This is a genomic window from Ruegeria sp. CH11 (genome assembly GCF_056537105.1).
Genome location: NZ_JBQFQX010000018.1, coordinates 41,644 through 66,445, shown reverse-complemented (window position 1 = coordinate 66,445; position 24,802 = coordinate 41,644). Strand labels below are relative to the sequence as shown.

The following is a 24,802-nucleotide window of genomic DNA, read 5'->3' as shown; positions in this document are numbered from 1 at the left end:
AACCCGATTGCCAGTTCTCATGTGGACGAATTTCTCAGCTATGAGGTGAAAACATCTAATTTGAGAAGATAGGACATTCTCTCTTGAATTTGCGTGAAAGTTGGGAGGTTGTCTTGGATCCATTTTTGAAAGTCACCGGCATCGACAAGTCGTTTGGCGCCGTTCGTGCATTGCACAATGTCAATCTGCTGGCCTCGAAGGGCGAGTGCATTGCGATTCTGGGCGAGAACGGAGCGGGGAAAACCACGTTCGCAAGCGTTTTGATCGGCCTGTATCAGCCCGATAACGGCGAAATCAAACTGGGCGGAACACCTGTTTCGGTGACCAGCCCAGCAAAAGCTATTGAGCATGGGATCGGCATGATCCACCAGCATTTCAGCCTGGTCGGCGCAATGACCGCCGAAGAGAACATTCTGATCGGCTTACCCAGCTCAAAGAGGGGTGCCGAAGCGCGGGCGCGCATTCGGCAGCTTTGCAGCGACTTTGACTTTAACGTCGATTTCGACATCCGCGTAACGGAAATGCCTGTGGGCATGAAGCAAAGGGTGGAAATCCTTAAGGCGCTGTTTCGCGATGTATCGATCCTGATCCTGGATGAACCCACCAGCGTACTTGCCCCGACCGAAGTCGCTCCGTTTCTCAAAGGGGTGCGCAAGCTGGTCGCCAACGGCTGCCTCGTCTTTTTCATCAGTCACAAGCTCGATGAAATCCGCGAAATTGCCGATCGCGTCATGATAATGCGCCATGGGCGTGTCGAGGGAGTTCTTCCGGTTGCGACCACGCCCATGACGCAGATGTCAGCGCTTATGATGGGAGAAAAACCGACGAGCGAAACGGTCGAGACACCCAAGGCCAAAAAGGCGCGCAACGACACCAGCTCAGCACCGGACGCTCTGGTTGTCTCTGATGTCTGCTTGATCGATCCAGGCGGCGCGGAAATCCTGCAGGATCTGACCCTCTCCGTGAAGGCTGGCGAAATTCTCGGAATCGCCGGGATCGACGGCAATGGCCAGACGGAGTTGAGCGAGGTGATCACCGGCCTCAAAAGGCAAACCAGCGGCGCCATTCACCTCAATGGCACAGAGATATCAAGCGCCTCCATCGCTTCGCGCATTGCAGATGGCATCGGCTTCGTGCCCGAAGACCGCCATGCCGAAGGCTTGGTCCTGTCGCTCAGTGTCGAAGAAAACATGGCCTTTCGATCCATTGGCGAAGGCAGGTTCATGTCTGGCGGTCTGATTTCCCGACGTGCGATGCACGAGATCACGTGCGACGTGGTCGCGGCCTTTGACATCAGGCCTCCAGACCCAAAATTGAACGCCTCAGCTTTGTCCGGCGGCAATCAGCAAAAAATTGTTCTGGCCCGTGAAGTGGCCCGGGCGCGCAATCTCTTGGTCGTCGTACAGCCGACGAAAGGGCTCGATGTCGGCGCAACGGAATTTGTTCAGAACCAGATCCGAGCCGTCGCCCAAAGCGGTGTGGGGGTTCTCTATATCTCCACTGAACTTGAACATGTGCTCGACATCTCTGACCGCGTCGCCGTGATGGCCTTTGGTCGGATCACGGGTGTTGTCGATCCAGAAAACACAACTCTTCAAGACATCGGGCTCTTGATGACCGCAGCGCCGGAGGAGGTACAATGAACAGATTCACCATGCAACGCCGGATTGCGATTGCTTTGCTTTCAGCGCTGAGCGTTGGCGGCGTGCTGATCCTGCTCGACGGGCACAACCCGTTTGAGGCCTATAAGATTCTGTTTCTGGAATCTTTCCTGAATTACTGGGGCTTCTCCAATACTTTGGTCAAAGCCTCGCCGATGCTTCTGGCCGGGCTGGCCGTGATCATTCCGATGCGCGCCGGTGTGTTCAATATTGGTGGCGAGGGGCAGATTTATATTGGTGGGTTGTTCGGCGCCGTCTTCGCTTTGGCGATCCCCAATCTGCCCGGTCTATTGGGCGTGCCACTGATATTTATCGCCGCCGCCGCCGGTGGGGCGTTTTGGGCGGCAATTCCTGCGTATCTCAAAGCCTATCGGGGGACGAATGAGGTCATTGTCACGCTGCTGATGAACTTCATTGCGATCCACATCGTCAGCTACGCCGTGGCTGGGCCGCTATTGGCCGAAGGCGCGCCATATCCTTATTCCGAGGAAGTCTCAGAAGCCTATCGCCTGCCTATTCTGATGCCGCGATCTGATACCCATGTGGGCTTTGTATTCGGGCTGGCCATGACGGTTATCTTGTATTTCTGGCTGCGTTTCACGCCGTCGGGCTTCCACTTGGACCTAGTGGGGCGCAATGCGCGCGCTGCGGCCTATGCCGGCGTGGACCAGAAAAGGACCATCATTCGCGCCATGTTGATTGGCGGCAGCCTTGCCGGTATGGCCGGCGCAATCGAGGTGATCGGGTCGAAGTACCGCCTGTTCCACCTGTTTAGCGATGGCTACGGCTATGACGGAATTGTCGTCGCCTTCCTTGCGGCTCTTAACCCAATTGTCGCGCCTTTGACCGCGCTGTTCCTTGCTGGGCTTTCTGCCGGCGCGGGAACGATGCAACGTGCCGTCGGGGTCGACAGTTCCGTCATCGAAGTGGTCGAGGGGCTCGTTGTGGTTCTGGTCGCCGCCGCCCTCGTGACACCGCGAACCAGGTCAATATCCATTTTGAAACCCTTGGCAAAAAACCTGCGGCTGCGCCGCCAAACACAACGCCAAAAGAAAGAGGCATAAGCTATGATTGATCTTGTTTTGCTGGGCGACGTCCTTGCCGGAACCGCCCGATTGGGTACGCCAATTGCTTTTGCTGCCCTTGGCGGGGTGATTGCGGAACGCAGCGGGCTGTACAACATCGGCCTCGAAGGTCAGATCCTCGCCGGAGCGCTTGGCGCCGCTGCTGGTTCTTTCGCAACGGGCTCTGCCATGATCGGGCTCGGATGCGGGATCATTTGCGGCCTGATCTCAGGCCTGCTGCTTGGATGCATGTCGATCCGGCTGCGCATCAACCAGCTGGTTGGCGGTATCGCGCTCAACCTGCTGCTGGCCGGACTCACAGCTTTTTTGTCCCGTCAGATATTCGGGACTCAGGCCGGAGGAGCGCGGGTAAACGGATTCTCGCAGATCGATATTCCCTTCTTGTCAGATCTTCCCGTCGTTGGCCCGTCCCTGCTTTCCCAGGATCCGCTGTTCTACCTTTTGATCGGATTGGCAACAGCCGCCTGGTTCTGGCTGATGAAATCCCACAAGGGTCTGGACCTGCGCGCCGTTGGCGAAAACCCGAAGGCCGCGGACTTGGCCGGGGTTCCTGTCTTTCGCATGCAATATCTCGCAATTGCAGTCAGCGGTGCCCTCTCGGCACTGGCAGGGGTGCATCTGGTCTTATCGCAAGTCTATGTGTTTGCGGAAGGGATGAGCGCGGGCAAAGGCTTCATTGCGCTTGCGGCAATCATCTTAGGACGTTGGTCGCCCATCGGTGCGATCTGCGCAGCGCTTTTCTTCGGCTTCTGTGATGCGGTGCAATTCAAACTGCAATTCACCTCGCCAGAGATTCCCTATCAGCTCTTCCTGATCTTGCCTTACCTGGCATCGCTCATCGCACTCGTGGTCCTCGGAGCCAAAGCCAGCGCACCTGCAAGCGTCGGACTGCCTTACGACCGAGAGCATCGATAAATCTCAGCCGTGACGTGAGAAACCATCGTTTTTCACGTCGCGATCCTCCCGTCACCCTAACAACACATATCCAATATGGGAGAACAACAATGCAATTGAAGTCCAAACTATTGGCGGGGCTTGCGGCACTGATGTTGGCCGGGCCTGCGGCCGCTGAGGGGATCGAACGCGCCGCGATCGTTATGCCCGGATCGATTTCTGATAATGGCTGGAACCAAGCCGGATTCGAAGGTCTCACCAAGGCAGGTGAAGTGCTTGGCTTTGAAGCCGCTTTTTCCGAAAGCGTGCATCAGCCGGAACAAATCGAAGTCCTGAGCGACTACGCACGCCGGGGGTATGACCTTGTGATCGGTCACGGCGGAGAATTCCAGGACGCAGTGGAACGTGTCGCTGCACGCTTCCCGGAAACCATGTTCATGGTGAACAACGGACTGGGCACCAAAGACAACATTGCCAACGCGGATTTCTATTTCAGCCAAATCGCTTATCTGATGGGCTACGTCGCAGGCTCCATGTCAGACACAGGCACCATCGGCATCATCGCGGCGCAGCAGTTCAAGTTCACGACGGACACGGTTGCGGGCTACGAAGCGGGCGCCAAAGCGGCCAATCCGGATGTCAGAGTTCTGGTTACCTGGACTGGCGACTGGGATGACATCGCCAAGGGCAAAGAAGCTGCTTTGAACCAAATTTCCCAAGGCGCCGATGTCGTCTGGCCGACAATGGACAGCGCGACGCTGGGCTCCATGCAGGCCGTTCAGGAAAAAGGCGTCTATGGCATCGGCATCTATCGTGATGCGATCAACGAATGGCCGGAAATCCTACAGTCCGCAATCTTGGATGTCCGAGGCAACATGCGGTCCTACCTGGAACTGGCAGCTGCTGGAAAACTGGAAGGTGCACTCTACCGGGCGGATATGGGCAATGAACTGGCCATGCGGATCGGGTCGTTCCATTCAGATATCCCGGTGGACGTTGTGGATGAAGTCAACAATCTGATCGACGCCATGAAGTCAGGCATTTTGATTGTAAATCCACAATAATGCATCCCTGACAATCGCTCCTCCCCCTAAACTCGCCCCCAAGTCTGGGGGCTTTTTTGTCAGAGAAATCAATGATTGAAGCCTTTCGCTTGTACCGCGTGGGACTGTGTTTCCCTCGATTTCGTCGGAGCCGCTGTGCTTTCTATTGATGTTTTTAGTTTTGTAATGCCCGAAAATGAACAATTCCAGGACTGCCTAAGATCCAACCATGCAAAACGCTCAATCAACATCGTCCTTGCAAAATCTGTGACCAGACATTCCTGCGCATTGCAGCATCGGTCGAACTGTGCTCACTCCGCGGTTTAGGGCAAGCGCAGCGTGCAGCGACCAGAAAAGTCTCGCTTCGATGAGACGGCCCAATCCAGCCGTTCAAGAATATCCGACTCTGCACTACAGCATTCCCCGAAGAAGACATTGCCGGACTGCCCCGCACTTTGGGTGTTCTTGGTCGGTCCAGGTTTAATGTTAGAGTATCATCGGCCCTTGTCCCTAAAGCGGACCTGCATCCAAATCCCAATAGGGTGCGTCGTGCCCGATGCGTTCCATGACGAAATCCAAAAACGCGCGAACTTTCGCTGGCGTGTGCTTTCGTTCAGGGAAGACTGCGTACAGCGCCTGTTCAGGCAGGCGATATTCGGGCAGCACCCTGACCAGACGGCCACTGGTCAAGTGGGCTCCGGCAATAAAGGTCGGCAGACGACCAATACCAAGACCGTCAAGCAGCACGGTGCACAGGGCTTCGCTGTTGTTCACGCGCAGATCACCAGATGTCTGAACGCGCATGTCACCCGCGGGCCCGGCTAAGCGCCATTCCGAAGGGTCGCGCGAATAGGCGTAGTGAAGGCAGGAATGCGCCAGAAGATCCTCAGGTGATTCTGGCGTTCCGGACTGCGCAAGATAGTCCGGCGCAGCGACAATCACGCTGTGGATCGGGACGAGTTTGCGTGCGATCAGGGCCGAGTTCGGCAACGTTCCGGCGCGTAAGGCCACGTCGATGCCCCCTTCGACGAGATCGACAAATTTGTCATCCATCGTCAGGTCAATTCTGATCCCCGGATATTGCCTGAGGAATGCAGCAATCATAGGCGCAACATGCAGCTGTCCAAAGGACATGGGTGTACTGAGCCTTAGTAATCCAACCGGTTGCCCCTGCAACGCCGCAACTGCGTCTTCGGCGTCCTGCGCTGCGCCAAGCGCCTGCGCCGCGTGGGCCAGATAGATTTCGCCCGCCTCGGTAAGGGAAATGGACCGCGTCGAGCGATGAAAGAGCTGCGTTCCCAGATGGGCCTCCAGCACGCCGATCCGCTTGCTGACCGCTGATTTTGTAAGGCCCAGATGCCGGGCGGCGGCTGCGAACCCGCCTTGGTTCGCCACAGCAACAAAAACGGGGATAGCGCCAATTTCAGTCATGTTTAAGTTCCATTGGGCGAGTTTTTCTCGCCTATAAGTTTCCGTATCACACGATTATCATCGAAATAGAAGGTAAATAGGTTGTGGGCATGTCCTGTTAACGCCGGAGGCTGACATGCCCAAGATGCTCATCAACGGAATACTGCGTGATAAACCGCCGGCCTCGGACGGCCGTTTTCACCGCCTGCAAAGCCCATTCAGAAGCCACATCAGCGCGCAGCCGGGCACCCCTTTCCCGAATACGGCGGGCCGGTATCACCTCTACTTGTCCAAAGCCTGCCCCTGGTGTAACGGCGTCGATCTAGTTCTGACTTTGAAGGCCCTGCGCGATGCGTTCAGCATCACCTGGATGGATCCGATCATGTCGGAAAACGGCTGGGTCATCGACCAGACCCTGTTCAACGACCAAAGCGGTGTCGAACGCACCCGCTTCCTTTACGAAGTCTATCAGCACGCCAAGCCGGATTACACGGGTCCGATCAGCGTGCCTGTGCTGCTGGACAAAGTGACGGACCGGATCGTCAGCACCGAGTCGGCCGAGATCATGCGCATGCTTCAGACGGCGTTTCCCGATGCCGCGGGACCCGATCTTCGCCCGTCCCATCTTTGCGATGAAATCGACCGGATCGCCGAACAAATTCAGTCACCGATCCGCGAAGGCGTCTATCGCGCCGGGTTTGCAACCAGCCAGATCGCGTATGGCGAGGCCGTAACGGCGCTCTTTGCCTGCCTCGACGCGATTGAAGAAACGCTTGGCCAACGCCGGTTCCTAGCCGGAGACGTGCTGACAGAGGTTGACCTGAAGCTGTTTCCGACACTTCTGCGGTTTGACCCGGTCTATGTGACCCACTTCAAGACCGACTACAAACGCATCAGCGACTATGTTGCCCTGTCCCGCTATCTGGCCGACATCATGCGGTTGCCGGGCGTGGCTGACACTGTGGACATGGCCCATATCCGTCAGCACTACTTCCTCAGCCATCGGCACATCAACCCCAGCGGAATTATCCCGATCGGCCCGGCTTCTCTGCGCTTAACCGATGTGCCGGAAATGGGGGCCGCGTGATGCCTGATATTGTCAGAAGATCCCCTGTATCCGCGCTGATCATGGCCATCGGTGTCCTGGTGGGGGTCAGTTTCACTTTGTCCAAATTCGTCTCGATGGCAGGAATATCAGCTCTGACCGCTTTGTTCTGGCAGGTTTTGCTGGCCAGCATCGCGCTGTTGGCGTTGTGTTTGCTGTCGCAGAAGCGCGTGGCGCTCAACGCGCGGCACATTCCCTATTATGTCGGCGCCGGAGTTTTCGGTGTCAGCGGCCCCGCTGTGATCGGGTTTCTGGTGCTGGAGCATGTGAGCCTTGGGTTCTATTCCGCCCTCGTCACGCTGTCACCGCTGTTTACCTTTGCGATAACGGCACTGATCGCGCGCAGGATGCTGCCGTTGCACCGCCTGGTTGGTATTCTGATCGGCCTTGCCGGGGTCAGCCTTGCCACCATGGGTGGGTTTGACCTGTCGGGAGTCGAGCCGGCGTGGATTGCCCTGTCGCTTTTGGGGCCCTTGTTTCTGGCCTGCGGCAACGTCTTTCGCAGCTATGCCTACCCGCCCGGCGGCGATCCGTTGGGGCTGGCGACCGGAACGCTTCTGTCACAGCTGTTACTGATTTCCGCCCTGATACTGGGACGCGGCACCACAATCAGCGACGTCTCGGTGCCCCCTGCCCTGCTTGGCGCAATCTTCGGCATCGGATCCATCACTGCGCTCAGCTATGCGCTGACCTTCGAAGTACAGCGGCGCACGGATGGCGTTGGGTTCGCCCAGGTCGGCTATTTTGCCACGCTTTCCGGCATCGCAATCGGGGCAATTGTCTTTCGGGAACCTCTTGGCCTTGGGCTGCTGGGGTCCCTCGCAATCCTGTTCCTTGGGCTAGCCGTCACCAACGGTCACCTGAAACTCCCGCCGGTCCTGCACCGACGGTCACAGGCCAACCAGACTTAGACCCACCGATAACTTTCAAACAGAAAAGGAAACCAAAACATGCAAATCACTGCCCCCACCACAGCGGCCCACGCGCCCCGGATCGCATCCCTTTACACCGCTGTTGACGCGCTGGACGAAGCCGGCGTTGTCGAGCATGTCACCGAAGACGTGCAGTTCCAGCTTGGCAATTTCGAACAGATTGACGGGCGCACAGCCGTGCAAGCCGCGAACGCAGGGTTCTTTGCCACGATCCAGGGTATGCAACATACCATCACCGGCATCTGGTCCAGCGGCGATACTGCGTTCTGCGACGGCACCGTTCACTATACGCGCAAGGACCAAAGCACGCACGACGTGCGCTTTGCTGCACGGTTCAACTTTCGCGAGGACAGGATCGCGGATTACCGGGTGTATGTGGATATCTCCGGTCTTTGATGCCTGTGGCCAGGGCTGCGCGCCTTGCCTGCCGCTCTGGCCGACACGGGCAGAAACGGCCATAATTGCGATCCAGCTTCGGAAGAGGGTTCGATGACCGATCGCAGCATTCTGGAACAGCTCATGACGATGTCCGACGACGTCTGGGACCGGCACACCAACCCGTGGAGCGGCTGGAGCCGCCTGAGCATCCCGCCCCTGTTCGTTCTGGCCGTCTGGAGCCGGGTTTGGCTGGGCTGGTGGTGCCTTGTTCCGGTCGTTGTTGTTGTATTCTGGACATGGTGGAACCCCCGCGCCTTCCGCAAAACGGGCAATCCGGAAAACTGGATGTCCAAAGGTGTACTTGGGGAACGGATCTGGCTTGCGCGCGCGAAATCGCCGATCCCTGCAAGGCACCGCAGGATGCCTCTTGTTCTGGCCGCAGTCAGCGCGGTCGGAATCGGCCCCTTGGTCTGGGGGCTTTGGCAGCTTCAATTCTGGCCGACGCTTCTGGGGTTGCTGCTGGTTATGGGTGGGAAGCTGTGGTTTCTGGACCGCATGGTCTGGCTGCTTGAAGACACTCGGGCAGCAAGCACCTGGCAAGGAAAATAGCGGCGCTGTGAAAACGGAAAGCAGGAGCATCAGATGCCCCTGCCATTCCGGGTCTGCCAGGACACGCTTAAGCTTGTGGACCCCCATGCGCCGAGGACCGCTGCGACAGCCCCAAAGACATCAAGGATACACCGGCGAAAATCAGGTTCAGGCCGGCAAGAACCCCCAGCAGAACAAGGGACGAGCCATTGACGATACCGGTCAGGATCAGGCCGCCAAGCAGGATGGCCATCGCGCCGGACGCAATCATCAGCGCCATAGGTCGCTCCTGACGCGACCGAATAGCGATCACGAACCGCAACACGCCTTCGGCCAGAAAGACCGTGCCAAGCGCAAGGGTCAGTGCCAGTACGCCACCGAATGGATCAAGCAGCAGGACAAGACCCGCGATCACGTTCAGAACACCGATGGCCAACAGCCAGAAGAACCCTTTCCACGCCTTTTCCGCAAATGCCTGAATCGCTGTGACGATGCCTCCGCCCAGCAGGGCCACGCCGACAAAGGCTTCGACAGTGAGCGTGGACATCAGCGGGAAGGCTACGGCGCACAGCCCTACACAGAGCATGGCGACGCCGAGCACAATCAGCCAGACCGGTCGAGGCTGCCAACCGGCGACCTCTTCCATGAGCGCGGGTTTCGGCACGGTTTCATTAACTGAATCAGTCATGTCGACCTCCAGGATCAGGGTCAGGCGACCGACTTGTCGAGATGATCGCGATAGGCGGCAACGGCGGCGTGCAAGGCTTCCCAATGGTTCTTCGCCTGATCATGCGCGTCCGTCACAGCGTCTTCGCCTTCTTTCTGGATGCGATCGGCAAGGTCAGTGACCTTGTCTTTTGCTTCCTGCAGATCGGATTGCAGCTTTGTCACCTGCTCCTGGGTCCACTTGTCGGTCGCGTCGCCCGCGTCCTTGACCTTCTGTTCGAACGATTTCAGCTCGTCCTCGACACGGGTATAGTCGTCTTTGGCTTTCTGTACGAATTCGGAAAATGTTGTCATGGTTCAGTCCTTTCATGGGTCATATGTTTGCTGGGCTCTTTTGAGCGCCATGACCCGGACCCTCGCAGATCCACGGCCCGCATCCGAGTGAGTCACGGTTAAACCGTCGCGCTGTCTTGTGGCGCTGCTCGTCATCGGACAAAGTTGAGCGACGGAGGGAAACATGCTTGCCGAAGTAAGCTCTGCCATCGATCCAAGCGCTATTCAGGAACAGTTGAAGCGCGTCCTCGTCAGTCCGCATTTCGCGGATACCACGCGCCTGAACCGCTTTCTGTCGCATATTGTCGGCGAAGCGCTGGCGGGTCGGTCCGAGACGCTGAAAGGCTATGCAATCGGCATTGACGTTTTCGACAAGCCCGAGGATTTCGACCCCACCATCGACACGATCGTTCGGGTTCAGGCCAATAAAATGCGCAGCCGGCTGGATCTCTATTACGCTCAGGAAGGGCGCGAGGACCCGGTTCGAATACATATTCCCAAGGGGTCCTACGCCCCGGTGTTTGAGATCGCGTTTGACCCCGAACGCCGGACCGATGCCGAAACGCCCCCGACGGCAACCGGACGGGTCGCGGTGGCCGTGATGCCCTTTGACAACTTGAGCGGAGACCCGTCGCAGGAATATCTGGCCGATGGGTTTACCGAGGAAATCATCTCGGCCATCGCCCGGTTTCGCGAGGTGAGCGTGCTGTCCCGGCACGTCACCTTTCGCTTTCGCGGCCGCGGCCGCGATCCGCGCGCGGTCGGAAGCGAACTCGACGTCCAATATCTGGTCGAAGGCAGCGTGCGACATTGGGACAACAAGCTGCGCGTCACCGCCCAGCTTATTGACGCGGAAACCGGCCAACAGGTTTCCGCGGACACTTATGACCGCGACCTGAGCGCGGACAGCCTGTTTGAAATTCAGGACGATATCGCCGCCCGGATCGCCACGGAAATCGCGGAACCCCACGGAGTGATCCATCGAACAGGTGCAGTGCAGCGCAGGGCACAGACGCACACGCTGGATGCCTATCAGTGCAGGTTGCTGGCCACCGAATACTGGCGTGAACCCACGGTTAAAAAACACAAGAAGGTCCGCGACCTGCTGGAGCGCGCCGTTGAGATTGATCCCGAATATGCCGGCGCCTGGGGGATGCTCGCGATTGTCTACGGCGACGAACTGCGCGGCGGGTTCAATTTTCGCAAGTCCCCCCCGCCCTTTGATCGCGCGCTGGAGGCCGCACAGCGGTCGGTCGCTCTGGATCCTCTGAACGCAACCGGCCAGCACGCGTTGTTTTTGACCCATTTTCATCGTGGAGAGTTCGAAAGCTTTGAAGAAGCGGCCGCTAAAGCATTGCGGGCCAATCCGAATTATCCAGACATGTTGGCCGATCTGGCGGCCTGCTTTGCGTTGCGCGGCGATCTTGAACAGGCCGCGAGACTGAGCGCCCGCGCGATCGAGCTGAGCCCCAACCCGCCCGGCTGGTACCACGCAAGCACGTTCCTGATCTGTTTCATGAAAGATGATTACAGCGGCGCGCGTTCAGCGGCGCGCAAAGTCGGTGGTGGCATGTGGAATGGTTCTGAAGTGCTTGAGCTTATGTGCATCCCATACACGGAACCGGACGCCGACCTGGATTCAACCCTGTTGGCCCTGAAGACCAACATTCCCGATGTTGACCGTTTTATCCAGACGCTCTACGCGATCTGGCATGTGCCATCTGACATCTCACAGAAAATGACCGAGGCGCTGCGCACAACCGGGGCGTTGGACTGAGGTCCGGCCGTCAGGGATTTAACGGTGACTCACTCTGCCCGTTCAACCGCTGTGCGTAGGTTGGTCCTGACATCACAACCAGACCCGGAAACGACCAATGCTAACTTTGCCACAGCGCCTTGATCTGATGAAACTCGCAACGGACATCGCCAAGACCAAAGCCGGTTGGTCGGAAGAAAAGCCGGCCAAACTGGAAGAAGACATCCTGTACATTTATGAGAGGCTCAGGCCAAGTGTCGAAAGCGGCAGCGCCTTTGAGAACACCAGCATGTCTGATGTGAAAACCGCCGTTGATGTTGCCTCGACCATCGACGGATTTCTGGAATAGCCGGTCCTTGTTTTCAAGGCCAAACAATGCCGTTTCGCATCAGGATGTTGCGTGCTCACAATTCTAACAACTATCAAGTGCAATCGCCCCGACCCGAACCTCAAGTATGGTTCTCGCACACTTCGCTAGCAGCGCGCTTTCCTGCCTTCGCTGCGATTGTGAAATCTGGCGCTAAATGTATTATCTCTAACGGGAAAAGTGGAATTGCGTTACGCTTGTACCATAGTCAGATTTGAGATTTTTGACCCACTTGAGGATGCCGTTATAAACAATAGACTGCGAACCTTGCGACCGAGCATCAATTCTCGACGACACAGCACAATGCCCCAGTTGCATCGCATACCAGACCCTTCTCAAAAGTGTTTTTATTATTCTGATGACGAGCAAGCACGGAACCTGGGCCTGAGTTGATCTTGCTCAGCGCGTTTTCGAGAAATTGGACGCGAACACCCGGCGCCCACGCCACGTTGTTGTTGGGAACTGCAGGTTCCGCTGCACATATCGCCAACACTTCGTCTTTCAGACTAATTGGTCTCTGTGACGAAGGTACGTTTCTAGCAGGTGAGAGATTCCATCCGAACATTTGGTGGTAGAAGTTGTCCGGGAATACGCCGCTACGGGATAGGTAGTGTTCATGCGTAAACTGACGAGCGGGGACAGGATATTCGTGCCGCGAAACTGATACACCGAAGAATGCGCCAAGCGGATCACGTAAAAGGCAGTTCCGACCAACCCCAGGAACTTCAAAGGGAGGTTTCACTACTGATCCTTCAAGCTTGACGGCGAGTTTGGCGGCCTGATCTACGTCTTCGACTTCAACATAAGGAATCCAACCTTCAAAGAGCACCTGATTTTGGGAAACAATCCCGGCCCCTGCCTCTCCATCGAGAGTGGCGAGGAAAAAATCTCTATGGCCGCCGCCCCATGCGAAATCTGTGGCGTGTTCGACAATATAGCTCCAACCTGCCACGCATTCGTAAAATGACCTGGAAGCTTCCACATCAGGCGTGAAAAGATCGTGCCAGACAATTCGGCCATCTTTTTCTCTTGTCACCGCGACTTCATCCAAACTGCTTCCGTTCGCCATAACTCTCGCTTGCGGTCCAAATATTGATGCAGATCAATTTGCGCGGTTCTGGTCCGTGAAGTCACTTAATTCAGTGGCTCCGTTGGCAGTCAGCCATTCTGCAAACTTACCCATAGAATCCGTTGCGGGGCGATCCGAAGGCTAGGCGAAGCAATATTTACCAGCGTTAACGGCTTCACTGAAGGGTTGTATCAGGCGGCCGTATTCGATGTAGCGTTCGAACATGGGCACAGGTCACAAGGCCACCCCAGTACCAAAGGTGGCCAGCTCGGCAAGGGCCACTGATCTGTTCAGAATTGGTCCCTTTGCACGCGGTCAAATCGTTCCAACTGCTTCGAACCAACCTGGCCATCCGGCACCCTGAATTACGACGGTACCGCGTCGGCTGCATATTGCGACAGGAATTCCTCGGAGGGTGGGATCTGAGTGATAACATCAATCAGTACCCCGTTCGGATCGCGATAAATCGCATGGCGTTGGCCAAACGGCTCACTTACAAGTGACTTTGCAACCGGAACTCCTTGCGACCGAAGTCGTTCATCCACTTTGTCGACATCCTCGACTTCAAAGTTGAGGATCATGCCCTTAGACGCACCGCGGGAAATCTCCGGGATCGTCTCGTGGTCCGACTGGACGATCGCGAGGTTGACCGACGAATCCACTTCACTTTGTAGATGCACATACCAATCCGCCTCGAATGCCGAGCGGAAGCCAAAGTGACGTTTGTAGAACTCTGCCGTTTCAGAAACCGTTTCAGACTGAATGACCGGGTAATATTGAGTGACGCGCATTTCTTTATCTCCCTAACTTACATGCAATATGTATGTATCATAGATTTGCAAATACATGCAAGATGTATGTAAGGTGCATGTAGTGATATTCGGAACCATTAATCTTGCCCTTAGAAAAACCCGCCCGACGAAGCCAGGCAGACCGGCGCGCGGAAACGCGTGCCAAACTCATAGTGGCTGCCCGAGAACTGTTTGTGAATTCGGGATTTGCCGATACTGCAACCCCAGACATCGTACGTAAGGCCAGCGTAACCCGCGGCGCGCTGTATCATCATTTCAAGGACAAGGCTGACCTTTTCCGCGCCGTCGCAGAAGAGGAGGCCAAAGCAATCTCACACCATATTGACCAGGAAACGCGCAATGTGGCCGATCCCGAACAGGCCATGGTGACAGGATCGAATGCCTTTTTTGATGCGATGTTGGTTCCAGGTCGGGTGCGCCTCCTGATGGAAGAGGCCCCAGCGGTATTAGGGCACAGCACCGCTGTCGCGTTGACCCAGGCCAATGGAACAGCAGAACTTCGTGAAGGGCTTTCGCGGGCTCTTCCTAAGCATTCACCAAAACAGATCGATGCTTTGACTAATTTGTTGTCGGCCGCGTTTGATCGCGCCTCTCTTGAGATCGCCTATGGGGGCGATCCGGAGGTCTACAAGGAGGTTATGAACCATTTGATTGGTGAAGTACTCAAGGGCAACTAGCAGACCTCGGAAGCCCCGCAGTATGGGTCCCTACCCTTTCTTCCGTGAGTTACTCGGCCCTAATCGGTCACTCGTTGGGTCCTTGACACACTGTGTTTGCAATCAGAATTCCAGACATTCGCTGCAGCTGCACAGTTTCAAGGTTATTTGACATCCTTAGGATTGAAACCAGCTAATATATCAGTGTCTTGCGGGTGAAACCCCTGAACTGTCGAACTGGGAAAAATCGGTGTCTGTTCGGTGAAAAATCGCGAACATTGAGGATAAGGATCGGTCGGGTCAGAGCCGGCGCAACGATCATGGTAACAACCTTGCTGCTTTCAAGTACTGTCGTCTTCCACGTTACATATGTCTTTTATTTCAACAAATGCCGAGTTGAACGAAGAATCTATCATTAGCCTGTCAATCAAAAAAGAACTCTTCGACGGAACTATCCATTTCACTTGACTGTACAAACCCCATCTCGCGGCGAATTTGGCTGGGGGTGATGCCAAATCGTAATTTCAGGCTTCTGGAAAAATGAGACACGCTTTTAAAACCGCATTCAAATGCGATTTGCGCGTGACTGAGGCGCGTGTGAACCAACAATTGCCGCGCTCTGGCCGCGCGTATCTGCCAGAGGTATTTGCCCGGCGTTATACCTATGGTCGTCTTGAAGGAAGCAATCAGGTGCTGCGGAGACATTTCGACATGTCGCGCTACGGCATTTACCTCGACGGCTTCGTCGCTGATATTGTCGTCCATGAACCGTTTGGCTATTAAAACGCGCACAGGCATTTTCTTTTCGGACTGATCCTGACGCGCTTCCAGCAGAAAAGCGCGAAATACCGACAGGCCGATTGCGTTGCGTAGGCTGTTCAGGTCGGCCGATGAGGCATGTCCAGTACTCACTCCGATGCGTTGCAACCTTTTGAGCCGCTCTGAAATCGGGATTGGTTCGAAATGCGTGAACTGCGCCTCGAATGCTGTCGGGTCCAGGTCCGGGAGGAATCCCTCGCACCAGCTTACGGTTGTACTCTCTCCTCTGAGATAGTCGAATTCGAACCGTTTGCGTCCAGCGAGAATACCGACCTGACCGGATCGGACGGTTACACTCCCAGCATCCGAGCGCATCGTGCAACTGCCGCTTTCGATGACAATCACCGAGAGATAGGGGCGCATGATCGGGCCGAATAGGCCGCCCTTTTCATAGGTCATCCCCCCGAAAGAGTAGCCCCGGATCTGATTGATGAGTTGGTCCATGTGCCAGGTGCCGCGACTCGGATTAACGATTAGAAGGATGCAACCACCAGTCTGAATGCAGGTGGCGTTGCCGGTTTAAAAAACATGCATGAAATATGACGGTTTTATTCATTACAGTCAATTTCAGATGATTTTCCGTCATTTATTTATTGATTTCGAGCAAACACAGTGTGGGTGTTATCACCTTCAGCCACCTGCGGAAAATACACCGCCAGCCCGGAGTGCCAGCCATGTTTCAGTCCGTAAATCACTCAAAATTCGCAAGTGATTTGCCGCGCAATTGCACCTTTGACGAAACCGATTGGCGCATTCTGTGCAACTTTTGGCATCCCATCGCTTATGCCCATGAAATTCAGGATGAACCTGTAAAGGCGCGGCTGCTGGATGTGGATTTGGTCGTTTACCGGACGTCTCAAGGCGTGTCGGTTGCGCACGACATCTGTCCCCATCGCGGAACCCGGCTGAGCGCAGGCTGGGTTCGCGACGATAACCTGGTTTGTCCGATGCACGGGCTGTGTTTCGATCATTCTGGCCAGTGCACCAAGATTCCCTCGATGCCGCACCAGAATGCGAAGATTCCGGCCAAGATGCGACTCTACTCCGTTCTGAGCGAAGAGAGATACGGCATCGTGTGGGCTTGCCTGAGCGGGGAACCCAACTGGACCCTGCCAACGTGGGAAATGCTGGACGACCCCAACATCAAGCTGAACTTCATTCCGTCCGGCACCTGGATGGCTGCAGCCAGCCGACATGTCGAAAACTTCAACGATCTGGCGCATTTTCCATTCGTACATGGCGACACGTTCGGAAATGAAATACCCGCGCCGTTGCCGCTGTATAAGGTTCATGAAACGGATTACGGGCTGACTTTTGACATGCCTTATCTGGAAGGTGGGAATCGTTTTCCTGATAGGGTGGAGGCTGATGATCGCGAGGTGGTCTACACCTACGAACTGACCTTCCCGTTCAGCACCGCCATCTACATCAAGCCGATCGACAGCGATTATGTGCAGATCATTGCAGACACGGTCTGCCCGGTTTCGGCGCATGAATCGAAACTGTTCCAGATCATCACTGACAATACCGAAGAGCCGGACGCAGATTATCTGGTCAAAGAATCCTCTCAGATCAACGAAGAGGATAAACCGCTTGTCGAAGGCCAGCACCCCGAAGATCTGCCACTGGATCTGAGCGAGGAAATGCACATTCCTGCGGACCGGATTTCCATGGATTACCGGCGTGCGCTGGTCAAGAAATTCGGCCTCGGCGCTCCGATCGCAAGTTAACCAGAAAGAGCAACGATGACGGTCGCCCTTATCAAGGTGGAAATCAGGGAAAAGTCGGTTCTGGCCCACGATATTGCCGGGCTGGAACTGGTGGCAGCGGATGGTAAGTCCTTGCCTGCATTCACCGCCGGATCCCATATCGATATCCACCTGAGTAACGGCGTGGTCCGTCAGTATTCCCTGTGCAACGACCCATCCGAGACAGACCGCTATTGCCTGGGCGTGCTGCGAGAAACCGACGGTAGGGGCGGCTCTGAAGCCGTGCACAATCTGGATGTCGGCCAACGGGTCGAGATCAGCGAGCCCCGCAACCATTTTGCTCTGTCGGACAAGGCCGAGCATTCCTTGCTGATCGCAGGCGGCATCGGCATCACGCCGATCCTGTCGATGGCGCGGGCACTGAATGCGAAAGGTGCGTCGTTTGAATTGCACTACTGCGCCCGAACCAAAGTACGCATGGCCTTTCGCGAGGATCTGCTGGCCTCGGAATTCTCGGATCGGGTGCATCTGCATTTCGACGACGGGGCCGAGGATCAGAAATTCAATGTCGCGGAGCTGAGCCACACCCCGGACGCGGGAACGCATCTGTATGTATGCGGTCCGACCGGGTTCATGGATGCGGTGCTGGACGCGGCCCACAAAGGTTGGCCGTTCGAGGCTGTTCATCGTGAGTATTTCGCGGTCGATCCACCTGCAACGGATGGCGATGACCAACCATTCAAGATCAAGATCGCCAGCACTGGCCAGATCGTCGACATCCCGGCGGACAGCGCTGCCATCGATGTGTTGGAAGAGATGGGATTCGACATCCCCAAATCATGTGAGCAGGGCATCTGCGGCACCTGCATCACCAAAGTCCTCGAAGGTACTCCGGATCACCGGGACTACGTGCTGACAGATGAAGAACACGCAGAAAACAACCAGATGACGGTGTGCTGTTCAAGGGCGCATTCGGACCTACTGGTACTGGATTTATGACATCCACAAACAACAGGGAACGAAAGCAATGCGAAAAAGAACATTTCTGAAATCCGCCAGCGTGCTGACTTTCGGGCTGGGTACGTTTCTGGCCTCGACTCAATTCGCCGCCGCCGAAAACCCCGAGGATCTGAACATCGCCATCATCCTGTCGGCGGGTATCGAATCCAGCTGGGACGGTACACTCATCCAGTCGCTGGAGCGTGTGAAGGCCGAAAAGCCGCATGATTTGGATATCAGCTGGCAGTATACCGATCCGCTCTGGGGCGATGACGCAGGCGATGCGATGCGCCTGTTCGCCGAGTCGGGTGAATATGACATCATCTGGGCGCATTCGACCTATTCCGATCAGGTGAAAAAGCTGAAGGATGAGTTTCCTGAAATCATGTTTGTCGTGGTGGGTTCAGGCAATGAAGGTTTGGGGGGCAACCAGTACTGGGTCTACAAACGCGTGCATGAATCAGCCTATGCGTTGGGAATTCTTGCAGGCAATCTGACTGGTTCCAACACGTTGGGTGTTGTCGGCACCTATCCCGCCGATGACATTAACGACCTGATCAATGCCTTTTTCGCGGGGGCTAAATCGGTCAACCCCGAAATCAAACAAAAGGTCGCCTTTATCGAAAGCTGGTATGATCCGGGCAAGGCCTCAGAAATGACCTCGGCGCAAATCTCAACCGGCGCGGATATCATTTACCAGCTGGCCGGTAACTTTCAGCCCTGCGAAGAGGCCGGTATTCTTTGCTTCTCGAACTTTGGAGACGACCATCACTATTCGCCGTCCACGATCCTGTCCAGTTCATTGGCGAACTGGGACCCGGACGTGAAATGGGTCGTTGATGAATGGTGGGCCAACAAGACCGATGGCAAACCGTTCGAGGGCAATACCGAGATCATCTGGCGCGGCATGGCAGAAGGCGGCACCAGTATCGCCCCCTACTATGATCTGGCTGACAAGGTCCCGGACGATGTGCAGGCACAGGTCCAGACCGCACTGGACGATATCGCATCGGGCGCGCTGACGGTCGAACTCGACGTATCGCCGCCCAAGTCCGATTGAACGGCTTACAGTTTGTGAACCCGCCCCGGGTGCAATGCCTGCACCGGGATAGGCAAGGACAGCCAGCCCAAATGATGGGAAAGCCAATGTCTCCGATTTTAAGAACAGTGAACCTGACCAAACGGTTTCCCGGCGTGATCGCGAACGAAGACGTGAACTTCGATCTCGTCGCCGGGGAAATTCACTGCCTGTTCGGAGAGAACGGGGCAGGAAAATCGACGCTGTCGTCCTGCCTGTTCGGGTTCTATCAGCCCGAAGGCGGCGGTCTGGAGTTGCGCGGCGAACCGGTCAAGTTCCGCTCGCCCCGCGATGCGATCCGTGCGGGGATCGGCATGGTGCACCAGCATTTCGTGCTGGTGCCCGATTTCACCGTGCTGGAAAACATCGTTGTCGGAACGCATGAAAACGGCTGGAAGCTCAATTTGGATGAGGCGCGTGCGCGCGTCGCGGACCTGTGCCGGGAATACGAAATCGACCTGGACCCTGACGCGGTGGTGCGTGACCTTGCGGTGGGGCAGCAGCAGTGGGTTGAAATCCTCAAAGCGCTGTATCTGGGCGCCGAAATTCTGATTTTGGACGAACCCTCGGCGGTGCTGACGCCCGAGGAGTCCATTCGCCTGTTCCGCATCATCAACCATATGAAGGAGCTCGGCCTGTCGATTGTGCTGATCAGTCACAAGATGGTCGAAGTGATGCAGTCCGACCGGGTGACCATCCTGCGCAAGGGTAAAGTGGTCAATACCGTCCGGCCCGGCGACGTGACCCCCAAAGAACTGACCCGCATGATGGTCGGCCGCGATGTCGAGTTGCGCGTGATCCGGGATCGCTCGGCTGAAGAGGCGGCAGTACCGGAAACTGTTCTGATTGTTGACAAGGTGAGCTATCGCGACAACCGGGAAAATCTGGCTTTGGATCAGGTCAGCCTTACCATCGGCAAAGGCGAGATACTGGGGCTGGCCGGGGTGTCCGGCAACGGGCAGAAGGAGTTGTTCGAAATTCTATCGGGCATCCTGATCCCCGAAAGCGGCAACGTGACGCTTGCGGGTGAACGGATCGAAGGGTTGCCGTCCCGCCATTATATGGATCGCGGTGTGGGTCTGGTGCCCGACGACCGCTTCCGTGAGGGGCTGATCCCCGAGTTCGACATTCAGGAAAACATGATCCTAGGCTGGCAGCGCCATGACGACTACACCCAGGGGCCTTTTCTGAACCAGAAACAGATCGGTACCATCGCCGAAGGTCTGATCGACGAGTTTCAGATAAAAACGCCATCCGCCACTACTCCGGTTAACCACTTGTCTGGCGGCAACGCGCAAAAAGTCATTCTTGCGCGCGAATTCGTGCATTCGAACAAGCTTTTGCTGGCCAATCAGCCGACGCGGGGGCTGGATCTGGGCGTGATTGAATATGTCTACAAGCAGATCATCGCAAAACGCGATGAAGGCTATGCCGTGCTGATGGCCTCGGAAGAACTGGAAGACCTGCTGAACCTGTCGGATCGCATCGCGGTGATCTCGGGTGGCCGGATCACCGGCGTGGTCGACCCCGAAAACACATCCATCGAAGAGATTGGCCTGCTAATGGCCGGTGAGAGAAAGGAGGCTGCGGAATGACCTCCATCGAACGCGATACCGGGGCACCACACCCAATCACCCGGATCAGGATCGAACCCCGCGTGAACCGCAAACCGATCTGGACGTTCTCCATGTATCTGGCAGCGACCCTGTTCGGGCTGATGCTGTCGGCACTTTTGCTCTGGACAAGCGGCGCGGATGTGATCAAGGCCTTCTCGGCCCTGCTGAACGGCGGTTTTGGCAGCCAGAAGGCGCTTGTCGCAACGCTGGCCAAGGCGACGCCGCTGATCCTGACCGGGTTGGCGACCGTGGTGGCTTTCCGCGCCCAAGTCTGGAGCATCGGGCAGGAAGGTCAGGTCTATGCGGGTGCGATGGGGGCCTATACCGGCTATCTGATGCTGGCTGGTCTGCCGCCTGCCTTGTACATCGCCGGGATCATCCTGTGCGGCATGATCGGCGGGGCGGTTCTGGGCGCATTGGCGGCGATCCTGAAAGACCGGTTCGACGTGAACGAGATCATCTCGACCGTCATGATGAACTATCTGATCGTGTTCTTTCTGTCGTATCTGATTGGCGGCGGGCCCTGGACCGAGGTGTCGACCTCGGTCGTTTATCAGCAAACCGCGCCTATCAGCGAGGCCGCTCAATTGCCTGCTTTGTTCGGCAGCAGCAAGCTGCATCTGGGTTTTGCTTTCGCCATTGTCGCGGCGCTGGTCTGCTACATTGTTCTGGACAAGACCCCGCTGGGCTATGAAATCCGCGCCATGGGCTACAACCCGGTGGCACTTGCCTATCGCGGCACCAATATCGGGCGCACCATCGTGCTGGTGATGATCCTCAGCGGCGCGATTGCCGGGCTGGCGGGCGTGTCGGAAATCTTTGGAACTGCGCACAGGCTCCGGTCCGACACGCTGTTCAACCTCGGTTATACCGGCATCATCATCGGCATGATCGGCGGCCTGCGCCCCTTGGGCACAGTGGTGGCCGGGATCATCTTTGGCGGGCTCAGCAGTGGCGCGCTTTACATGAAACTTCTGGCGCAGGTACCGGCGGCGCTTGTACCGGCGATGGAGGGCATTCTGATGCTGACCTTCCTGTGTGCCGGCGTGGCCGCCCGCTACAAGATCGTGAGGGTCCAGACCGATGGGTGAGTTGTTCCAGCAAACCATTCTGATCAGCATCCTTGCGGGGATGGTCCGTATCGCCACCCCGATCCTGTTCGCCGCTATCGGAGAGCTGGTGACCCAGCGCGCGGGCATCTGGAATATGGGTGTCGAGGGCACGATGCTGATGGGCGCGTTCACCGCCTACTTCGTCGCTACCGCCACCGGGTCGATCTGGCTTGCCGTCCTTATGGCTATGGTGGCCGGGGCGCTGGTCGGGCTGATCATCGCCTTTATGACCGTGACCATGCGGGTGGATCACTTCATCACCGGGCTCGCAGTCAATCTGCTGATCGCGGGCCTGACGCTCTATTGGTTCCGCATGTATATCAAGGGCCGCGCTCAGCCCACATTCGACGGGTTCGAAAACGTCCCGATCCCGGTCCTGTCTTCGATCCCCATTGTCGGAGAAATCCTGTTCGACCAGCGCCTGCTGACCTATGTCGCCTTCCTCGCCGTGCCCGCGGTCTGGTATCTGCTCTACCGCACCCGTTGGGGGTTGGAGCTGCGCTGCTTGGGAGAAAATCCTAAGGCGCTGGACATCAAGGGCCTGAGCGTTGGAGCCCGCCAATATGGTGCCGTTCTGTTCGGCAGTGTGATGACTGGGCTTGGGGGCGGCTTCCTGATGCTGGGTTTTTCGGACCGTTTTCTGGCCGACATCACCGCCGGGCGCGGCTGGCTGGCAATCGTAGCCTTGATTGCTGGTAACTGGATGCCCAAGGGCGTGCTGGCTGCCGTACTGGTCTTCGCACTGCTGGAAAGCGTGGCGACCCATGTGCAGGTGTTGGGCATCGATGTGCCGCATCAGATCTTCCTGGCGCTACCGTACCTCGCTTCAATCCTGTTGCTGATGGGCCTGCGCCGACAATCTCGCCAGCCGCAGCGCCTTGGCATCCCGTATTTCCGCTGATCCGTGAAAAGGAGAGCATTCATGACACCCGCAACTTGCACCGACCCGGTTGTTCTGGAGAACTGGCATCCCCTTTCATCCGTCGACGAGATGACGGCGGGCGGTGTTCACAGCACAGTCTTGCTGGGTCAGACCCTGTCCTTTGGGATGGATGCGGATGGTCAGGCATATGTCTGGGAACCCACAGCTGACCTGGCCGAGGGGATGGCCTTCGATCCGAGCAAGATTGGGAAGGAGGTGAATTCTCAGATTGAATACGGTTATGTCTGGGCCAGCTTGGGCGACAATCCCGAACCGCTGTTTTCCTTTCCGGAATATCAGGAGGCCGACCGCCGCTTTGTGCCCACGGGCATGTTCGGCGTGAATGTCTCCGCCGGGCGCGGGGTCGAGAACTTTCTGGATATGGGTCATTTCCCATACGTTCACACAGGTATCCTGGGCGAGGAACCCCATACCGAGGTCAAGGAATATGATGTCGAGGTTTCGGAAACTCGGGATGAAATTCTCGCCACGCGCTGCCGGTTCTATCAGCCGCAGGCGGCGCTGTCCTCGGACGAGGGCGCAGACGTGGAATACACCTATCGCGTGCCGCATCCGAACTGCGCCATTTTGTATAAATCCAGCCCGAATGACCCGACCCGGCGCGATGCGATCTATCTGTTCATTCAGCCGGTTGGGCCGGAAAGCATTCTGGCGCATACGGGCATGTGCATTCTGGACAATGAGAACACCTATCAGTCGATCCGCTATTTCCAGCAGGTGATCTTTGGGCAGGACAAGCCCATACTCGAAAATCAGGTGCCCAAGCGACTACCCCTGGACCCACGTGCCGAAACCCCGATCCGAGCCGACAAATCCGCCATCGCCTATCGCCGCTGGCTCAGCGGCAAGGGCCTGACCTATGGCGTGATCCCGGTCTCCAACCCCTGAACCATTCGATTACACGGAGGATACCATGACCTGCGACAACAAAATCCTGTTGAACGACTGGCATGTTGTTGCCGAGGCCGACCTGCTGGCCTTTGGCGACGTACAACAAACCGTTTTGTTTGAAGAGCCGGTCTATGTGTCACGGGATGGGGATGGCAGGATCTCGGTCAGACGGAATACTGCGCAAGGACCAAAACTACCGTTGCAGGAGAAATACGGGTTCATCTGGACCTGCCTTGGCACGCCGGAACGCGACATCATTCATGTCCCCGAAGCCTTTGAAACTGATCGCTATCTGGTTAGTGGCGGCTCGTTCGGGGTCAAGGTTTCGGGTCTTCGCGTGGTCGAGAACTTCCTCGACATGGGCCACTTCCCATTTGTTCACACCGGCTGGTTGGGTGAGGAACCACATACCGAGGTGCAACCCTATGAGGTGGAACTGACCAAAGATGACGAGATCATCGCGTCGGAATGCTACTTCTATCAGCCGCAAGCCTCACCCACGGCCGAGGGAGGGATCATGGTGGAATACACCTATCGCGTTTACCGGCCCTATACGGTGGCTCTGTATAAAACCAACCCGACCTATCCCGACCGCAACGACTATATCGTGCTGTTCATTCAGCCGGTCGGGCCCGAGGAATGCATCGTTCACCCCTATCTCTGCTACGTCAAGGACGGGATGGAAGAGGACACGCTGCGCTGGTTCATGCAGCTGATCTTTGCGCAGGACAAACCGATCCTGGAAAACCAGATCCCGCGCAAGCTGCCGCTCGATCCACGGGCCGAAACTCCCATTCGTGCGGACAAAGTCGCCATTCTTTATCGCCGCTGGCTGAGGGACCACGAGGTCACCTTTGGCACGCTTCCAGCAGTCGCCTGA

The 24,802-nt window shown here is 56.7% G+C and carries 25 protein-coding genes; 19 read left to right on the top strand and 6 right to left on the bottom strand.

From position 1 onward, the window contains the following. The first annotated feature begins 83 nt into the window (after positions 1-83). From ACR0LX_RS19745 to ACR0LX_RS19730, 4 genes are all read left to right on the top strand, one after another. Entirely contained in the window at positions 84-1,643 is a 1,560-nt protein-coding gene (locus ACR0LX_RS19745) for an ABC transporter ATP-binding protein (RefSeq protein ID WP_480785192.1), read from the top strand. Next, a complete protein-coding gene (locus tag ACR0LX_RS19740) occupies positions 1,640-2,725 on the top strand; it encodes an ABC transporter permease (protein ID WP_480785191.1) in 1,086 nt (361 codons plus the stop codon). Before ACR0LX_RS19745 ends, ACR0LX_RS19740 begins: the two co-directional genes overlap by 4 nt. A 3-nt stretch (positions 2,726-2,728) precedes the next feature. Then, entirely contained in the window at positions 2,729-3,661 is a 933-nt protein-coding gene (locus ACR0LX_RS19735; protein ID WP_480785190.1) for an ABC transporter permease, read from the top strand. 89 nt (positions 3,662-3,750) lie between these two features. Continuing rightward, a complete protein-coding gene (locus tag ACR0LX_RS19730; protein WP_480785189.1) occupies positions 3,751-4,704 on the top strand; it encodes a BMP family protein in 954 nt (317 codons plus the stop codon). Positions 4,705-5,193: 489 nt separating this feature from the next. Here ACR0LX_RS19730 and ACR0LX_RS19725 read toward each other — a convergent pair whose 3' ends face one another. Next, entirely contained in the window at positions 5,194-6,114 is a 921-nt protein-coding gene (locus tag ACR0LX_RS19725) for a LysR family transcriptional regulator (RefSeq protein ID WP_480785188.1), read from the bottom strand. 115 nt (positions 6,115-6,229) lie between these two features. Between ACR0LX_RS19725 and ACR0LX_RS19720 the strand changes: the two genes are divergently transcribed. The 4 genes from ACR0LX_RS19720 (at position 6,230) to ACR0LX_RS19705 (ending at position 9,117) form a co-directional block, all read left to right on the top strand. Next, positions 6,230-7,180: a glutathione S-transferase family protein gene (locus tag ACR0LX_RS19720; protein WP_480785187.1), complete on the top strand. Its 951-nt coding sequence runs from the start codon at positions 6,230-6,232 to the stop codon at positions 7,178-7,180. Further along, positions 7,180-8,109: a DMT family transporter gene (locus ACR0LX_RS19715; protein ID WP_170687544.1), complete on the top strand. Its 930-nt coding sequence runs from the start codon at positions 7,180-7,182 to the stop codon at positions 8,107-8,109. The genes ACR0LX_RS19720 and ACR0LX_RS19715 overlap by 1 nt, the downstream gene beginning before the upstream one ends. Positions 8,110-8,148: 39 nt before the next feature. Further along, complete coding sequence (locus ACR0LX_RS19710; protein WP_170511100.1) at positions 8,149-8,526, top strand: nuclear transport factor 2 family protein; 378 nt, start codon at positions 8,149-8,151, stop codon at positions 8,524-8,526. Between the two features lie 93 nt (positions 8,527-8,619). Beyond that, on the top strand, positions 8,620-9,117 hold the full coding sequence (locus ACR0LX_RS19705) for a DUF6653 family protein (RefSeq protein ID WP_480785186.1): 498 nt from the start codon (positions 8,620-8,622) through the stop codon (positions 9,115-9,117). 67 nt (positions 9,118-9,184) lie between these two features. Here ACR0LX_RS19705 and ACR0LX_RS19700 read toward each other — a convergent pair whose 3' ends face one another. After that, positions 9,185-9,784, bottom strand: coding sequence for an HdeD family acid-resistance protein (locus ACR0LX_RS19700; protein ID WP_480785185.1), 600 nt, complete (start codon positions 9,782-9,784; stop codon positions 9,185-9,187). A gap of 20 nt (positions 9,785-9,804) precedes the next feature. Beyond that, positions 9,805-10,116, bottom strand: coding sequence for a hypothetical protein (locus ACR0LX_RS19695; RefSeq protein ID WP_170451072.1), 312 nt, complete (start codon positions 10,114-10,116; stop codon positions 9,805-9,807). A 163-nt stretch (positions 10,117-10,279) separates the two neighbouring features. Between ACR0LX_RS19695 and ACR0LX_RS19690 the strand changes: the two genes are divergently transcribed. Further along, entirely contained in the window at positions 10,280-11,872 is a 1,593-nt protein-coding gene (locus ACR0LX_RS19690) for a tetratricopeptide repeat protein (RefSeq protein WP_480785184.1), read from the top strand. 97 nt (positions 11,873-11,969) lie between these two features. Next, positions 11,970-12,200 (top strand): hypothetical protein, encoded by a 231-nt coding sequence (locus ACR0LX_RS19685; RefSeq protein WP_480785183.1) that lies wholly within the window; start codon positions 11,970-11,972, stop codon positions 12,198-12,200. Positions 12,201-12,498: 298 nt separating this feature from the next. Here ACR0LX_RS19685 and ACR0LX_RS19680 read toward each other — a convergent pair whose 3' ends face one another. Both ACR0LX_RS19680 and ACR0LX_RS19675 read right to left on the bottom strand, forming a co-directional pair. Continuing rightward, positions 12,499-13,287 carry a VOC family protein gene (locus ACR0LX_RS19680; RefSeq protein WP_480785182.1) on the bottom strand — a complete coding sequence of 263 codons (789 nt, stop codon included), beginning with the start codon at positions 13,285-13,287 and terminating at the stop codon, positions 12,499-12,501. 365 nt (positions 13,288-13,652) lie between these two features. After that, positions 13,653-14,078, bottom strand: coding sequence for a VOC family protein (locus ACR0LX_RS19675; protein ID WP_480785181.1), 426 nt, complete (start codon positions 14,076-14,078; stop codon positions 13,653-13,655). A gap of 104 nt (positions 14,079-14,182) precedes the next feature. Here ACR0LX_RS19675 and ACR0LX_RS19670 point away from each other — a divergent pair, with 104 nt between their 5' ends. Next, a complete protein-coding gene (locus tag ACR0LX_RS19670; protein WP_480785180.1) occupies positions 14,183-14,776 on the top strand; it encodes a TetR/AcrR family transcriptional regulator in 594 nt (197 codons plus the stop codon). 402 nt (positions 14,777-15,178) lie between these two features. Here the strand turns inward: ACR0LX_RS19670 and ACR0LX_RS19665 are convergent, their stop codons facing one another. Next, a complete protein-coding gene (locus ACR0LX_RS19665; protein ID WP_480785179.1) occupies positions 15,179-16,018 on the bottom strand; it encodes a helix-turn-helix domain-containing protein in 840 nt (279 codons plus the stop codon). A 230-nt stretch (positions 16,019-16,248) separates the two neighbouring features. Here ACR0LX_RS19665 and ACR0LX_RS19660 point away from each other — a divergent pair, with 230 nt between their 5' ends. From ACR0LX_RS19660 to ACR0LX_RS19625, 8 genes are all read left to right on the top strand, one after another. Then, positions 16,249-17,304 (top strand): Rieske 2Fe-2S domain-containing protein, encoded by a 1,056-nt coding sequence (locus ACR0LX_RS19660; protein WP_480785178.1) that lies wholly within the window; start codon positions 16,249-16,251, stop codon positions 17,302-17,304. Between the two features lie 15 nt (positions 17,305-17,319). After that, positions 17,320-18,282: a PDR/VanB family oxidoreductase gene (locus tag ACR0LX_RS19655; RefSeq protein WP_480785177.1), complete on the top strand. Its 963-nt coding sequence runs from the start codon at positions 17,320-17,322 to the stop codon at positions 18,280-18,282. 28 nt (positions 18,283-18,310) lie between these two features. Next, complete coding sequence (locus tag ACR0LX_RS19650; RefSeq protein ID WP_480785176.1) at positions 18,311-19,342, top strand: BMP family lipoprotein; 1,032 nt, start codon at positions 18,311-18,313, stop codon at positions 19,340-19,342. Between the two features lie 86 nt (positions 19,343-19,428). Next, positions 19,429-20,955: an ABC transporter ATP-binding protein gene (locus tag ACR0LX_RS19645; protein WP_480785175.1), complete on the top strand. Its 1,527-nt coding sequence runs from the start codon at positions 19,429-19,431 to the stop codon at positions 20,953-20,955. Further along, a complete protein-coding gene (locus ACR0LX_RS19640) occupies positions 20,952-22,067 on the top strand; it encodes an ABC transporter permease (RefSeq protein WP_480785174.1) in 1,116 nt (371 codons plus the stop codon). The genes ACR0LX_RS19645 and ACR0LX_RS19640 overlap by 4 nt, the downstream gene beginning before the upstream one ends. Next, entirely contained in the window at positions 22,060-22,989 is a 930-nt protein-coding gene (locus tag ACR0LX_RS19635) for an ABC transporter permease (RefSeq protein ID WP_480785173.1), read from the top strand. Before ACR0LX_RS19640 ends, ACR0LX_RS19635 begins: the two co-directional genes overlap by 8 nt. A gap of 21 nt (positions 22,990-23,010) precedes the next feature. Further along, positions 23,011-23,919, top strand: a complete 909-nt coding sequence (locus ACR0LX_RS19630; RefSeq protein WP_480785172.1) for an aromatic ring-hydroxylating dioxygenase subunit alpha — start codon at positions 23,011-23,013, stop codon at positions 23,917-23,919. Positions 23,920-23,944: 25 nt separating this feature from the next. Beyond that, entirely contained in the window at positions 23,945-24,802 is an 858-nt protein-coding gene (locus ACR0LX_RS19625; RefSeq protein ID WP_170592399.1) for an aromatic ring-hydroxylating oxygenase subunit alpha, read from the top strand.